Genomic DNA, 15,282 nt, shown 5'->3' on the forward strand with positions numbered 1-15,282 from the left:
TCTGAGCGGTCGCAATTCGCGCCAAAAGATACTCTACTGAATTGCCCATTGGTAGCACTGTGGACGGTGCGCGATACTACAATCGCCGACGATCCGTGAACAATCACCAGCAGCCGAGAACGGTGCGCGGCTTTTATGATCTGTTCAAAGAGATGTGCGGCCATAATCTGCAAAGGCTTGCTTGACCTCACTCATCTGGTCTGCGCCCAGGAGTTTTGGGCTGCCTATGGTAAGGGAGGTCACATAGCCCTTGGCCAGGGTTTCAAGCTCCATCATCCGCCACAGCGCAGTCTGCAGGCTGTCGCCGGTAACCACTGCGCCGTGGTTGGCCATCAGGCAGGCTGATCTGTGATGCAGGGCCTGAACCACCAGACACGACAGCTCCTGGCTGCCAAAGAGCGCATAATCGGCCACAGGGACGTCATCGCCACCAAAGGCCGCCACCATATAGTGGCAGGCCGGGATCGGCTCGTGATTCATCGCCAGCGCGGTGCAAAAGGTGGGGTGGGCGTGAACCACGGCCATTTCAGAGCGCTTGGCCATAAGAATATCCCGGTGAAACTGCCATTCCGACGAGGGTTTCATCTGGCCTGTGCGCATCTGAGAGCCATCCAGTGGCATCAGCACCAGCATGTCGGGACGCATCTTTTCATATTCCACCCCAGAGGGCGTGATCAGCATGCCCTCGGTGGTGCGCAGCGAAATATTGCCCGACACACCTTGATTGACGCCCGCAGCTTGCATCGCCAGACAGGCGTCAATGATGGATTGCCGGGTGGCAGTGTCATCGCAGTAGGGCCTAGACATTGGCGGAGACCTTTGCCGTGGCGGCAGGCGGGGCCATATCCGGGAACAATGCCGCCAGTCCAGCCTCAGATGCGGCGCATACGCCACGTTCGGTGATCAGGCCCGTCACCAGATGATTGGGGGTCACATCAAAGGCCGGATTGCTGACAGAAGTCCCCTCCGGTGTCACCTGTACGGTCGAGATTTCGCCTGTATCTGTGCGGCCCTGAATATGGCTGACCTCTGCTGCGGCGCGGTCTTCGATTGGTATTTCCGAGATCCCGTCCAACACCGTCCAGTCGATCGTGGGCGAGGGCAGGGCGACATAGAAGGGAATATTGTTGTCTTTTGCCGCCAGAGCTTTGAGATAGGTCCCGATCTTGTTGCAGACATCCCCCTGCCGGGTGGTGCGGTCGGTTCCGGTGATCACCATATCAACCAACCCGTGTTGCATCAGATGCCCGCCGGCGTTGTCCGTGATGTAGCTATGGCTGATGCCATGGCTGCCCAGCTCCCATGCGGTCAGCGCCCCCTGGTTGCGGGGACGGGTCTCATCCACCCAGACATGCAGCGGGATGTCGGCATCATGGGCGTGGTACATCGGGCTGGTGGCGGTGCCCCAGTCAACCGTAGCAATCCAACCGGCGTTGCAATGGGTCAGCAGGCGCACCGGGCTATCGTCACTTTTCTGCGCGGCGATGTCTTGGATCAGTTTTAACCCGTGTTCACCGATGCGGCGGTTGATCTCCACATCTTCGTCAGCGATTTCATGCGCCAGAGACAGCGCAGCCTGGCCCCGCTGCTCCAGAGGCAGGCCCAGCAACAGATCCCGGCACCGGTTCAAGGCCCACCTGAGGTTGATGGCGGTGGGGCGGGTCTGATTGAGGGCCTCCCAGGCCTGTTGCAGTGCGGCGTCGCTAGGATCCTGGCGCATGGCCAGCGCCATGCCATAGGCGGCCGTGGCCCCAATAAGAGGCGCGCCGCGCACATGCATATCCTTGATGGCACTGGCAAAACCCTGCAGGCTGTCCAGCTGTTCGATCCGAAAGTCATGGGGCAGCCATCTTTGATCAATGATCTGCAGGGCCTCGGCGTCAGTGTCCCACCACAGGGATCTATAGGGCGTGCCGTCAACTTTCATGAGTGATCTCCGCAAGGGCGTAACCTGCAAGTGCTAGGCGCAGGTCGCGATAAAGTGGTACAGCCAACCTGGCTGATTTTGATTGTACCTTTATGACAGATCTAAAGGTGGCAGTGCGACCAATTCTTCATAAAACATACCACAGAGGCGTGTTCCGACCCTCCCTGGTTCCTTTGCTTTGTCGACCTGCCTGGCTCCCTGGTCGGCTTTGTTTAGCCCTTTGGTGCGGCGATCTAGGCGCCCGTGTTGTCTGCCTGCAGGCCTCGCTCAAAGGCGGCAGTAAGAATGATCTACCACTTTCGCGAGGGTGGGCAGTGTTCAGGCTCCAGACCAATGGGGGGACAGCAAACCGGGGCCACCAAACCATCGGCGCCCTCGATAGACGCCGCTGATAGGCATCTATCGAGGGCGCTGAAGTCTTTTACCTTAGGGTTGTCTGCGACCAAGTTGCTAAGTAAGTTCACATGGCTCGCGGTTAGGCAGCACCGTTTGGTTCGCGGCACTTTTACCAATGAGCGGCATGAGACAGTATTCGATCTGGAAAACGAATGCTTCGTTCTGATTTTCCACCTAAACCCCGCAGAACCCGTCGGCGACCCTCAATCAGGCCGAGTTCGCTCTTGCACTAACCTGCGGCAATCTGCCACACTGCTGCGACTCTTGAGGGGGAGGGCACAGGGGAAAATTGGCGGGCTTTTGTCACATGCGAGAAAAGTGCCGTCTCATCCACATCGCTTGATTTTGAAGCGCTTGACAGGTCGGGACCGCAAGGGGCTAGCTTGGGAGAGTGCAAAATGATCACCCCTCATTCATTCTGTTGGCCGCCTGGTCCTGGATGAAACAAGAGTGAGTGCATGCCTATCGCCGTTCCAACGTAGAGCGGTGAAATTTCATGAAAAACATCGTGGGAGAAAACCAAACATGAAACATACAAAACTAACCGTGGGTGCCTTGGTCACGGCGGCCTTTATGGCCCCGGCTGCGCAGGCGCAGGAGTACATCACCATCGGCACCGGTGGTGTAACAGGTGTATATTACCCAACCGGTGGCGCGATTTGCCGTCTGGTAAACAAGAGCCGCAAAGAGCACGGGTTCAAATGCGCGGTGGAATCCACCGGTGGCTCTGTCTACAACATCAACACCATCCGCGAAGGCGAATTGCAGTTTGGCGTTGCCCAGTCTGACTGGCAGCACCATGCTTATCACGGAACCTCCAAGTTCTCTGAAAAAGGCCCCTATGAAGGTCTGCGCGCCGTCTTCTCTGTGCATCCCGAGCCCTTTACCGTTGTGGCACGGGCCGATGCCGGCATAACCACCTTTGACGATCTGAAGGGTAAGCGCGTCAACATCGGCAACCCGGGCTCTGGTCAGCGCGGCACCATGGAAGTGCTGATGAATGCCAAAGGCTGGGGCATGGAAGACTTTGCACTGGCGACCGAGCTGAAAGCGGCTGAACAGTCCGCAGCCCTATGTGACAACCAGATCGACGCCATGGTCTATACCGTTGGCCACCCTTCCGGTTCGATCCAGGAAGCCACCACAGCCTGTGATTCCGTCCTGGTAACCGTTGATGGCGACGCTGTGAGCAAACTGGTTGACGACAACGCCTTTTACCGTACCGCCACCATCCCCGGCGGCATGTACCGCGGGTCGGATGCGGATACCCAGACCTTTGGTGTTGGCGCGACCTTTGTCTCCTCCACCGATGTTCCGGACGAGGCCGTCTATGCGGTTGTGAAATCGGTGTTTGAAAACTTTGACGCCTTCCGCAAACTGCATCCTGCCTTTGCAAATCTGAAGGCTGAAGAAATGATCGCCGATGGTCTGTCTGCACCGCTGCATGACGGCGCGGCGAAATACTACCGTGAACAAGGTTGGATTGAATAATAAATCCAACGACATAGGAAGGGGCGCGATTTCGTGCCCCTTTCAATTTACGAAGGGGACACCCCCAAAACCAATAATATCAGACAGGGTCCGAAACTGGGGGCTTTCTCCATAGGGCGGATCACTTCTGTATGGGAGATTATCCATGACATCCGATGCTCAGGGAAATCGACCGCTTAGCGAAGATGAACTGCAGGAACTGGTTGCCTCCTCCGATGCGGGTGCGCGCAACCCGGTCGGAGCAGTGGGTCTCTCCCTTGCTGTCATCGCTGTTAGCTGGTCTGTTTTTCAAGTCATTCTCGCCTCACCGCTGGCAAACTACCTGCTACCGGGCGCGGTCAATAATAACTCGCGCCTGATCCATCTCGCCTTTGCGCTGATGCTGGGCTTCATGGCCTATCCAGCGATGGGCCGCGAAAGCCGCAATCTGATTTCCTTTGCCCTTGGGCATTTGGGCACGGTTCTGGGGCTGGGGGCCTTTACGGTCGCAGTGATGATCACGGTCTCGCCGGATATCTCCATCAATGTGGCTGTGGCAATTGGCGCAGTGGTTGCGCTGGCGCTGGTGGCGCCAACCTTCCTGAATGGATCTGGTGTCGCGAATGGCGTGGAACGCCTCGTCAGTGCCCTTGGTATGTTCGCCGCGATTGTGGTGTTGTTTTACAGCGCCTTTGCCATTCTGGGCCAATACCTGCTGGACGGCTGGAGCAGCCCCCTGCAGGCTGTCGCGCTGATACTGGCCCTAGCGATGGGCGCCTGGTTTGTGCTGTCCTATGTGCGTCAATGGAAAACCCCCGAAGGCGGTTTTGTCCCGGTTCAGGACTGGGCTTTGGCGGGCGCCGGGGTTTTTGTCGCCATCTATGGCTATCTGAACTATCAAAAGATCGTCGACAGTGGCGGCCTGGCGGATGACATCGACAAGTTTTACGCCCTTGCGGGCCTGTTGATCCTGTTTGAGGCGGCCCGCCGCGCACTGGGGCCGGCCATGGCGATTATTGCCACGATTTTTCTGGCCTACGTTTTCTTCGGCTCCTCTGACTGGGTGCCAGAAGTCATTCGCTGGAAAGGCGCAAGCCTGAAAAAAGCGATGAGCCATATGTGGATCACCTCGGAAGGTGTCTTTGGTATCGCGCTTGGGGTCTCGACCAAATTTGTCTTTCTTTTTGTGCTCTTCGGCGCTCTTCTTGATAAGGCCGGGGCAGGGAACTACTTTATCAAAATGGCCTTTGGCGCGCTGGGTCACCTGCGCGGTGGTCCGGCCAAGGCGGCCGTTGTTGGCTCTGCTGCGACCGGTCTGATCTCTGGCTCTTCCATTGCCAATGTGGTCACCACCGGTACCTTTACCATTCCGCTGATGAAGCGGGTTGGATTCTCGTCAGAGCAGGCCGGATCGGTCGAGGTGGCCTCGTCTGTGAACGGGCAGATCATGCCGCCGGTTATGGGGGCTGCGGCCTTTTTGATGGTGGAATATGTCGGCATTTCTTATGTCGAGGTGATCACCCACGCCTTTTTGCCGGCGGCGATTTCCTATATCGCACTGGTCTATATCGTGCATCTGGAGGCGGTGAAACGTAACATGCCCACCCTGGGCAACCGCGAAGTCCACATGACCCGTACCATTCTTGGCATGGCCAGCTTTTTCGCAGTCTTTGCCGGACTGTGCTACGGCAGTCAGTTCCCGGTGGAGGCGGCCTATAGGTGGGCGCCCAGTATTGCAGGCGTTTTGATGTTTGGCGTGGTCTTTGCGATCTATGTGGCTCTGGTGGCCCTGGCCTCCAGCATTGATGATCTGGAACCGGATGACCCCAACGCCAAAGAGGTCGAACTGCCGGAAATCGCCAAGATCTACAAAGCAGGTTTGCACTATATGCTGCCCATCGTGGTTCTGGTGTATTTCCTGATGATCGAGCAGAAATCCCCAGGGCTTTCTGCCTTCTGGGCCACGGCGCTACTCTTTGTCATCCTGTTGACCCAAAAACCCATCAAGGCGTTTTTCCGCAAACAAAGCAACATCGTATCAACCTTTGTTGAGGGGTGCCACGACCTGTGGAGCGGCTTGATTGACGGCTCTCGCAATATGATCGGGATCGCCCTTGCAACGGCGACGGCCGGTGTGATCGTGGGTACGGTAACGCTGACAGGTGTGGGTCAGGTGATGGCCGATCTGGTGGAAACCATGGCCTATGGGCTCACCTATCTGAGCGCAATGGCGGTTCACGCGATCAGCCCGCTGACCGATTTTGTGGGCATTACCAGCTTTCAGGGCACCGTGGCCGAACGCGCCGCAGACATGACCGGGACCATTCTGGTTTTTGTTCTGCTTTGTGTTGGTCTGTTGTCTTTGGTGCTGGGCATGGGGTTGCCCACAACCGCCAACTATATCGTTGTCAGTTCGCTGATGGCGGGGGTTGTGGTGGAACTTGGGGCGCAGTCTGGTCTGATCGTGCCACTGATCGCGGTGCATCTGTTTGTGTTCTACTTTGGGATCATGGCCGATGTGACGCCACCGGTGGGGCTTGCCAGCTTTGCCGCTGCCGCTGTGTCCGGCGGTGACGCCATCCGTACTGGATTTGTCGCCTTCTTTTATAGTTTGCGAACAGTGGCTTTGCCCTTTGTCTTTATCTTCAACACGGACCTGTTGTTGATAGATGTCACCTGGACCCAAGGCATATTGGTTGCCATATCCGCTACCATTGCCATCTTGGTCTTTACCGCTGGCACCATGGGTTACTTTGTCACCCGCAGTAAGATCTATGAAAGCTTTCTGTTGGTCTTTGTCGCCTTTGCGCTGTTCCGTCCGGACTTTTTTATGAACCGGATTATGCCGGCCCACACGGAAGTTGCTCCAACCGAACTGGTGCAGGCGCTTGGGACGGCCGAGGCGGGGCAAGAGCTGCGCTTGACCATCGAAGGGCCCGATTTTGACACTGGTGAAATTGCCTCAACAACGCTGATTGTCGAAGCGATCGATGGCTTGGATGGCGCTGCTATGGCTGAAAAGGCCGGGCTGATCCTGTTGCCCGAAGGCAGCCAGATGAACCTGGATGCACCGGGCTTTGGCACCCCGGCGGAACAAGACCTGGGCAGCTTTGACTTTTACGGGGACAGCCCTGTTTTTGTGAAGGAAATCCTGGCACCAGTTGATCAGCTGCCCAAGGAGTTGGTGTTCATTCCAGCGCTGTTGCTGCTGGGTCTGATAGCCATGATGCAACGCGGCCGCGTCCGCAGAGAAGGAGATCCAGCATGATCAAATCTGTCCTGTGCGCGGTGGAGCTGAGCGACAAGGCCACTGATAAAATGGTACTCGAACAGGCGGCCAGAATGGCCGACCTGGACGGGGCGCAATTGGATGTGGTGAATGTTCTGCCTGACTTTGGCGAAAGCTGGGTTTCTGGGTTCTTTGAAAGCCATCACCATGAAAAGGCAGTCGAGGAAACCACAGCCACACTCAAAAGCATCTGCGCCGAGATCCTGGGGCAAGAGCGCAATGCCAAGATCCGCCACGTGGTTGCCACTGGAACCGCCTATCAGGAGATCCTGAAGGTGGCAGAGGCCGCCGGCAGCGATCTGATCGTGGTTGGGGCGCATAAGCCTGATCTGAAGGACTATTTGCTGGGCCCCAATGCGGCCCGGGTCATCCGTCATTCAGAGTGCTCGGTCTTTGTTGTGCGCGGGCCAAAGGCCTGACGCCCCGACCTGAAGACCTGGTTTGAAAATCAAAAAAGGGGCGCTTTGAGGCGCCCCTTTTTGCTGGCTGTTTTTACTGTGCGCTATTCATACCCGGTCATTTCCAAATAGCCGGTGCCACTGTGGCTGCCAGATACGGTCACCGGACCTTCCCAATAGGCAAAGGCAACATCCATCCAGCTTTGTGGGTTAAGCGCCTCAACTGTAAGGGAAACATTCCTTTCAGGCAGGTCGACTTTCCAACGGGTTGGAATGCTTCGCCCCTTGACCCCAACCTGGGCCAGCGGGTCCGCCTGAAACACTCCCGGAGCCAAAGGCGTGACCTCGCCAGTGGCAGAAATCCAGGTGCCGGAACGGAAGTCCTCGGCCCCGTTGGCGCCGCGCAATACAAACCCCATCAGCTTATCCCCGCTGTCAAACCGCAGCGAAAACCAATCCCAGCCTTTTTGGTTCTCTGACAGCGGCTGGCTGGACCATTCGCGATCCAGCCAGCCATCGCCAGTCACATCAACGGGACCAGAGGGCAGGGTGAGACTGCCCTTGATTTGGTAATTTGGCTGCGAATAATAATAGCTTGCCTGACCTTCGGGGGATTTCACCGAATAGCCCTGCTCACCTTGCAAAACCAATGGCGCCGTGGTTTTGGCCGAGAGCTCATATGAAAAACTGTCACCCGCGGCGGAGAGATCAAGCTGGGACAGGTCATCTGCACCCGCCATTTGCCAATCGTCAATCCAGGCCTGAAAGGGCGCAGTGGTGACGCCGGCCTGGCCAATGCCCCCACGCGCCAGACGCTCGGCTGAGAAATGCGCAGTGGCGCTGGTCAGCCCGGCATGTCCCATCCAAATCTGCGGGCTCTGCCAACCTTCTGCTTCGCCGGGGGCAAGCGCACTGCGAAACAGCGTCCATTGAATACCATAGCTTTGGCCGGTTTCATCCTTAAGGTTGGCAGTCAAATACCACCATTCAATACGAAAATCCGGATGCGCACCATGGTCCATGGGAAACTCTAGGCGGTGCTCGGGATTGGGAATCGCAAAACCGTCAGCCGCAGTCCCGAGGCCGGCAAACCCCTGGGACAAGGCCGGTCCGGCAACAAGCAAATTCAGACAGAGCAGCAGGCGGCTAACGTTCACTGGAAAACACCTTCAAGAGTGCACTGGGCTGTAGGCGGAACAGGCGCCAGGCTGGCAGTAGCGCCGCCAGCAAAGCCGCCAGAAGCGACAGGATGACCAGCCACAGCCAGTCCAGCGGAAACAGATAGATCGGTAGCCGCCAACCAAAGGCCTCTGTGTTGATCACCACCAACAAGGCCCAGGACAGCACCAACCCCAGCGGCAGCGCCAACAGGGCCGTCAAACCCGCCATCAGGAGGCTGCGCGCGATGTCGATCTGCGCCAGCGTCCGGCGGCTGACCCCCATGGCCCAAACCGGACCCAGTTGCGGCAGGCGCTGGCTCCAGAGTGTTGCGAGACTGGTGAAAATTGCAAAACTCGCCACTCCCAATGTGAGCAGCTTCAGGCTGTCGGTAACCCGAAAGGTCTGATCAAAAACCTGTTGTGAAGCGGCCTTCAGCTTGCCTTGTTCAACAAGATTTTCCCGATCTAAATCAAACGTTTCTTGAATGTCATTAATCAGGGCCGGGACATCGCTGGCGTTTAAACGCAGGCCAAACCGCTGGTTGGGCGCCTCTGGCGCATTGCGCAGTAATTGCGCCATCGAAACAATCGCCTGCCCGTGAGGATTTCCATAATCCGAATAAATGCCCAGGATGTTGCTGGGCCAGCCCTGCGGCAGCAGTATTGTGTCGCCCAGGCTCAGGTTGCGGCGGCGTGCCAGTTGTTCGCTGATCAAAATCCCCTGACCCGTTGCCAGTAAATCCCAGGCCCTTGGCTGGGATTCCAGCATCGGCCAGTGGTCACGATATGTAGGATCGTCCCGCACGCCGTAGATGCTGATCTTCCCGGCCGGATCGCGCAAGTCCTGGGAGCGGATCGGCAAAACCCGCAGGTCTTTTTGCGCCAGCCATTGCTCCAGCGCTGCCCCCTGGGCGTCGTCACGGGCGGTGACGTAAAGCTCAGACGACAACCGTTGATCCAACCAGCCCGTAAAGGTCAACCGAAAGCTGGAAACCATTGTTCCAACGCCAATATTTGTAGCCAAGGCCAGCATGAGCGCCATCAGCGCCAGCGACAGGCCCGGCAGCTGTGCCCGTGCATCCGCCCAGAGCCAATGGCCAAGCGGATGGCGCGTCAGTCTCTGTCCGGCCTGCAGTATGTGCCAGAGGCAAAATGGCAGCAGCAGCGCCGTCCCCAGCATGAGACAGCCGAGAAAGGCAAAACCGCCATTGAGCCCGCCCCAAAGCAGCAGGGACAGGGCGCCAATCCCCAGCAAGCCGACCCCGGCCCGTGCCCAACCGTTGAAATTGCGCAGGATCTGCTGGCCTCTGGCCTGGGTGGAGGGCGCTTGTAGAATAGGCAGATGCCAAAGGGTGAAGAACGAATAACCACTGGCAACAGCCGCCCCCAACAGGGTCATGGCAAGACCGGACAGCACCCATGCGGGTTGCAGGGTCAGACCGTTGTCCACCTCGACACCGTACAGCCCCGAAAGCGTCACCGCGACCCCAGGCAACAGGGATGCGGCGATAAAATAGCCAATTATCAAACCGATAAAGGCCGCTATAAAGGCAATAAATGTGATCTCGATCAGCAAAATCAACACAAGATTTGCGAAGGGAAGCCCAAGGCAGCGCAGGGTGCGAAACAGGCCGCGCCGCTGCTCCATCGCCAGACCAATAGTGCCTTGCACGATAAACAGCCCAACGACAAAGGACAGGAACCCAAAGGCCGTTAGATTGAGGTGAAAGCTTTCGGTGAGGGTGCCTGGTTCAACGCGGCTGGCATTTGCGGCTTCAAATTGAATGTGATCCGGCAGTTTTTGCAGTGCATTCGGTGGCGGTGGCGTTGACGGCAGATAGATGAGCCGTGTCAGCGTTTTAGGCGCATCGAGCAGTCTGCTGACAACCGAAATATCGCCAATTGCATGTCCTGGCGGCAGCTCTGCCGAGCGATGGAGGGTTAGCGCCGGAAACTCTGCGGCGATCCGTTGGGCCGTTTGAGGATGCAGCAGCAAACCACCGGGCGGGCGCAACATGGAAATCAGGATCTCCCCGTCCTGGGCAGTCATGTCCTGGGCAGTCATCTCGGGGGGCATGATGCCAGAAATGGGGGGCGGCGATAACAAATCAACCCCAGTTATTTCAATGGACTGGCCCGCAACCTTTATGTTTCCGGTTAGGATCGGAGACAGTTTCCAGCCGCTGCGTTTTAGGCTGACATAGTCGGACACCGTCAAGTTATTGGTGGCGGACACCAGGCTTGGGCGGTCAATTTGGCGCGCATAGTTTGCCGCCTTGGCATAGCTGGCCCTTGCCTGGCTGTTGATCGCCTGAACGGCCATCCAGAGCGCCGTCGCCAGTGCCAAGCCGACAATCAGGGCTGCCAGCTGAAACCTGTGCTGCCGCCAATGGGACAGCAGTGCAAGGAGGGCGGGCCCGGTCACGTCAACCCGCCGTTGCTCAGATGCAGACGCTGATCCAGCGCTGCGGCGATAGATTGGGAGTGCGTGACCAGAAACAGCGCGGTTTGGCTTTCTGCAACCAGATCCAGCATTAATCCCAGCACCGCGTCACCGGTCTCCTCATCCAGGCTGCCGGTTGGTTCATCCGCCAACAACAGCTTGGGTCGCATAGCAAGCGCACGGGCAATTGCCACCCGTTGCTGCTGCCCGCCCGACAGCTGTTCGGGGTAGCGGGACAACAGTGCGGTCAAGCCCAACCGCTGGGCCAAAAGCGCCTCCCAATCCGGGTCATGGGTTTTGGCCAGCTTGGCATGCAGCGCGATATTTGCAGCAACATCAAGTGAAGGGATTATATTAAATTGCTGAAAAACAATGGAAACCTTGCTTCGCCGCAGCGCCGCCCGCCCGGTTTCATCCAGGTTGCTTAGGGCAATTCCATCCACATGGATTTCGCCACTGTCAAAACTGTCCAAAGCACCCACCAGGTGCAAAAGCGTACTTTTTCCAGATCCGCTTTCACCGGTGAGCGCCAGAGAGGTTCCGGCCTGCACCTGCAAATTCACCCGATCCAAGATCGGCTTTTGCAAACCGCTTTGGGGAATTGTCTTGGTAACATCTGTTACGGTTAGAACCATGTTTTGATCTGTATCCCGAGAAATGGCCGTCAGCAGGGCAAATGGCAGGTTGATCGCTGAATGGCAGTGAATACGTCTGAGGTGAAACTGTCCAGTAACCCGCTGTCTTGTCGGCGCTCTTTGTCGTAGTGTACTGATGTTTGTGATCTAGATACGGATGTCTGCCAATATGAAAACCGGCATTTTTTCAAATATTTGGACCAGGTCGCTTTGGCTGGCGATAAACCGCTTTAACAGCAAGAACGGCTGGGTGATGAGCAGCCATATTGCCATGTCGATGATGCTGGCGCTTTTCCCTTTTGTTTTGTTCACTGTGGCCTTGGCCGGCACCGTTGCGAGCCTGTTTTCGCAAAGCGTCGAACTGGATCATCTGGTGGAGCTGGTTTTTGGAGCCTGGCCAGAGCCTGTCTCAACCCCGATCCTGGCTGAGCTTGACGCGGTGCTGGAGACCTCCAACACTGGATTGATCACCGTGGGTGGTATCTTTGCCCTCTATTTTGCTTCCAACGGCGTCAATGCGGTGCGGCTGGCCATGGTGCGGGCCTATCACGACCAGGATCTGCGTCCCTATTGGGTGTCACGGCTGCTTTGCCTTGGCTTTGTGATCCTGGGCGGTGTGGGTATCCTGATTGCCGCCCTGTTTGAGGTTATCTTACCGCTCTACCTGCATTATCTCGCTGACTTTTTCCCCAATGTGGAGCTTTCAGGTTATTTGACACCCGGCCTGCATGCCTTGGTATTGGCACTGTTGCCTTTTGCGGCGGTATTATTCTGCCATCTGTTGCTGCCGGGACAAGTCCACCGCCTGTCCCACATATTGCCTGGGACGGTTCTCACGGTTGCTTTGTGGTGGGGCGCTGGGATTGGTTTTGCCTTCTATGTTGGCTCCATCGCTCAATATTCTGCCACCTATGCGGGGCTGGCCGGGGCCATGGCGGCAATGATTTTTCTCTATGTGAACGCGGCGATTTTGATCCTGGGGGCGGAATTCAACAGCGCCCTTATCGACCTAAGATCAAAAAGCTAAGGCAGCCCAGTCAGATCAATCACTGATCAGGTCGCCAGCTAAAGCCCTAGATATGCAAAAATACCACACGTTCCCAGATTGGAAACAATGGGGCAGTCCTGCCACATTTTGGCCCCGCTCGGATCCTACCCAGATCCTATCCCATCGCCACAGGAACACCAAAGGTAGGAAGAGCAAGATGACAAGGTTTGGCAAAGAGCTGCTGGTCCCGCAGCTGGTAAAACAGGTTTTGCAAAAGTCAGGGCTTGCCAGCCAAATGTCGCAGAAGCTGCGTGTTTCTTTGCAAAGCGAAGGCGAGGGCGCAGAGGCCCTCGAACTGCGTGATCAGGCAAGCCGGTCGCTGCTGGCACAGCCCTAAGCAAGACCAAGAGCCCTAGCCCTTGTACCCCATGGCCACCACAAATTTTTCCGAACTGTCTGACCGCGACGATGGCGGTTTGACGTTGGCGACCTTGGTGAATTTGTTCTTGAGCAGTTTTTGCAGCTCACCCTCGGCGCCGCCGGCCAGAACCTTGGCGACAAAGGTGCCGCCTTCTTCCAGAACATCAAAGGCAAAATAGGCGGCAGCTTCGCACAGGGCGATAATTTTGAGGTGGTCAGTCTGTTTGTGACCCGAACTGGAGGCCGCCATATCCGACATGACCACATCGGCAGTGCCGCCCAGCCATTTCTTGACCTGATCGTCAGCGCCTTCATCCATAAAGTCGAGCTGGTGGAACTCGGCCCCCGCCATTGGCTCCATCTCCTGCAGGTCAACGCCAATGATGCGTCCCTGGGCCTTGCCGCGCTTTTCGCCCATCACATTGATGCGTTTTACGGCCACCTGTGCCCATCCACCTGGGGCACAGCCCAGATCGACAACCCGAGCACCGGGCACCAGGAAGCGATATTTGTCGTCAACTTCCATGATCTTATAGGCGGCGCGCCCGCGATAACCTTCGGCCTGGGCGCGTTTGACATAAGGATCGTTCAGCTGACGTTGCAGCCAGCGGGTAGAGCTGAGCCGACGTCCGCGCGCAGATTTCACCTTAACCTTCAGATCCCGCTGACCACGGCCAGAGGTATTCTTGCCTGTGGGGGTTTTTCCGTTCGGCGTTTTTGCCATCATCGTCACCGTTTTGCCGCAGCCTCCAAACCGGAGGGCAGGGCGTAAATTACATTTACGTGCCTCAGAAGGGCCCGTCTTCCAGTACACCATCCGCGCTCATCTGCGCATAAAGCAGGCCTTCGCGCAGACCGCGATCCGCCACCGACAGCCGATCCGTGGGCCAGCACCGGAGCAGCGCCTGCAAAATGGCCGAGCCAGACATGATCAGGGCCTGACGATCTTCGCCAATTCGGGGGTCACGACGACGTCCCTGCGGCCCAAGATCCAGATAGCCCCGGATCACCTTGTCGATCTGGTCGCTGGTCATTCGCAACCCGTCCACTTTGGTGCGATCGTAGCGCTTTAACCCAAGATGGGAGGCAGCAACAGTGGTCACCGTACCCGAGGTGCCAACAATCTGAAAGCCGTCGCGGGCCTGCTCATCCTTATAGGGGGCGAAATCGGCCAGGTGTTCTTCGAAATACCAGCTCATCAGGGCAAAGCGGGCGGAATCATCTTCTACGTCGTTGAACTGATCCCGCAGCGTGGCCACCCCAAGCGGGACAGAAATCCAATCCACGACCTTGGCGGACGGAAAAGGGCTGTGGGCTGGGTGAAACCCGGCATGCAGCCGCATGATGGCGGCCGGGCGATCACGCTTTGGCACCGAAGACAAATCAATCCAGACCAGTTCAGTCGAGCCGCCGCCGATATCCACCACCAGTAGCTGCTCAGTCTTGGTCGACACCAAAGGCGCGCAGGAAATCACCGCCAAGCGGGCCTCTTCTTCGGGCTGGATAATTTCCAGCAGCAGCCCGGTTTCCCGTTTCACCTGCCGGATGAACTCGCGCGCGTTTTTGGCACGCCGACAGGCTTCGGTGGTAACCAATCGCATGCGCTTGACGCGGTTGCGTTTGAGTTTTTGCTGGCAGATCCGCAGCGCTTGAATAGTACGGGACATGGACGAACGGGACAGGCGTCCGGTTCGTTCAAGCCCTGTGCCCAATTGCACAGACTTGGAAAAGCTATCCACCACATGAAAGCCGCTGCCCTTTGGCTGGGCAATCAGCATGCGGCAACTGTTTGTGCCAAGATCCAGAGCCGCATAAAGCGCATCAGAATCCGGACGGGCTGGTACAGGGGTTTCAACCACCTTGGGAAACGCGCCCGCACCTTTGGAACGCCTGGGCGTCATGATTCACGCCCTCCGATTATCGTGTTGCCCCTAGACTATGGAGCCAGGCCCTGCTGCGCAAGGGCATCTGGCCGCTATAACCCCCGGCATACAGGGGACTGGGTGGGGGGCTGACTGCAAAGGTTGCGACAAACTCATATGTTTGATGAGTATTTTGACACTGCCCAGCTGTGGCCAGCGCCGGGGCAGCTTTGTATTCAAGAGAAAGGAAAAACGTCGCTCAAAACCCAAGTGGTGTCGAAATCCGGCGTACTC

12 protein-coding genes are annotated in these 15,282 nt (G+C 57.2%); 5 read left to right on the forward strand and 7 right to left on the reverse strand.

The genetic code is table 11. The features are described 5' to 3' along the window. Positions 1-144: 144 nt before the first annotated feature. Together N1037_11945 and mtnA are read right to left on the reverse strand one after the other, a co-directional pair. Entirely contained in the window at positions 145-807 is a 663-nt protein-coding gene (locus tag N1037_11945) for a class II aldolase/adducin family protein (GenBank protein ID UWS78001.1), read from the reverse strand. Continuing rightward, complete coding sequence (mtnA, locus tag N1037_11950) at positions 800-1,927, reverse strand: S-methyl-5-thioribose-1-phosphate isomerase (protein UWS78002.1); 1,128 nt, start codon at positions 1,925-1,927, stop codon at positions 800-802. Before mtnA ends, N1037_11945 begins: the two co-directional genes overlap by 8 nt. A 921-nt stretch (positions 1,928-2,848) precedes the next feature. On the opposite strand from mtnA, the gene N1037_11955 reads away from it, so the two are divergent. The 3 genes from N1037_11955 to N1037_11965 all read left to right on the forward strand — a co-directional run bounded on the left by N1037_11955 (position 2,849) and on the right by N1037_11965 (position 7,501). Next, a complete protein-coding gene (locus N1037_11955) occupies positions 2,849-3,814 on the forward strand; it encodes a TAXI family TRAP transporter solute-binding subunit (GenBank protein ID UWS78003.1) in 966 nt (321 codons plus the stop codon). Between the two features lie 145 nt (positions 3,815-3,959). After that, a complete protein-coding gene (locus N1037_11960) occupies positions 3,960-7,061 on the forward strand; it encodes a TRAP transporter permease (GenBank protein ID UWS78004.1) in 3,102 nt (1,033 codons plus the stop codon). Further along, the gene (locus tag N1037_11965) at positions 7,058-7,501 is read left to right on the forward strand and encodes a universal stress protein (protein UWS78005.1); all 444 of its coding nucleotides are present in this window, start codon (positions 7,058-7,060) and stop codon (positions 7,499-7,501) included. Before N1037_11960 ends, N1037_11965 begins: the two co-directional genes overlap by 4 nt. Before the next feature lie 83 nt (positions 7,502-7,584). On the opposite strand, the gene N1037_11970 is transcribed toward N1037_11965, so the two are convergent. From N1037_11970 to N1037_11980, 3 genes are read right to left on the reverse strand one after another with little or no spacing between them, the layout of a single operon-like run. Beyond that, on the reverse strand, positions 7,585-8,637 hold the full coding sequence (locus N1037_11970; protein UWS78006.1) for an iron ABC transporter permease: 1,053 nt from the start codon (positions 8,635-8,637) through the stop codon (positions 7,585-7,587). Next, a complete protein-coding gene (locus N1037_11975; GenBank protein ID UWS78007.1) occupies positions 8,627-11,065 on the reverse strand; it encodes an ABC transporter permease in 2,439 nt (812 codons plus the stop codon). Before N1037_11975 ends, N1037_11970 begins: the two co-directional genes overlap by 11 nt. After that, complete coding sequence (locus N1037_11980; GenBank protein ID UWS78008.1) at positions 11,062-11,718, reverse strand: ABC transporter ATP-binding protein; 657 nt, start codon at positions 11,716-11,718, stop codon at positions 11,062-11,064. Before N1037_11980 ends, N1037_11975 begins: the two co-directional genes overlap by 4 nt. A 253-nt stretch (positions 11,719-11,971) precedes the next feature. Between N1037_11980 and N1037_11985 the strand changes: the two genes are divergently transcribed. Further along, entirely contained in the window at positions 11,972-12,745 is a 774-nt protein-coding gene (locus tag N1037_11985; protein ID UWS78009.1) for a YihY/virulence factor BrkB family protein, read from the forward strand. Between the two features lie 178 nt (positions 12,746-12,923). Beyond that, a complete protein-coding gene (locus tag N1037_11990) occupies positions 12,924-13,103 on the forward strand; it encodes a hypothetical protein (protein ID UWS78010.1) in 180 nt (59 codons plus the stop codon). A gap of 15 nt (positions 13,104-13,118) precedes the next feature. Here the strand turns inward: N1037_11990 and N1037_11995 are convergent, their stop codons facing one another. After that, positions 13,119-13,850: an RlmE family RNA methyltransferase gene (locus tag N1037_11995; GenBank protein UWS78011.1), complete on the reverse strand. Its 732-nt coding sequence runs from the start codon at positions 13,848-13,850 to the stop codon at positions 13,119-13,121. A gap of 64 nt (positions 13,851-13,914) precedes the next feature. Further along, on the reverse strand, positions 13,915-15,027 hold the full coding sequence (locus tag N1037_12000; protein ID UWS78012.1) for a Ppx/GppA family phosphatase: 1,113 nt from the start codon (positions 15,025-15,027) through the stop codon (positions 13,915-13,917). Positions 15,028-15,282 lie beyond the last annotated feature (255 nt).

Origin of the sequence: Phaeobacter sp. G2 (genome assembly GCA_025163595.1) — a bacterium.
GTDB lineage: Bacteria > Pseudomonadota > Alphaproteobacteria > Rhodobacterales > Rhodobacteraceae > Pseudophaeobacter.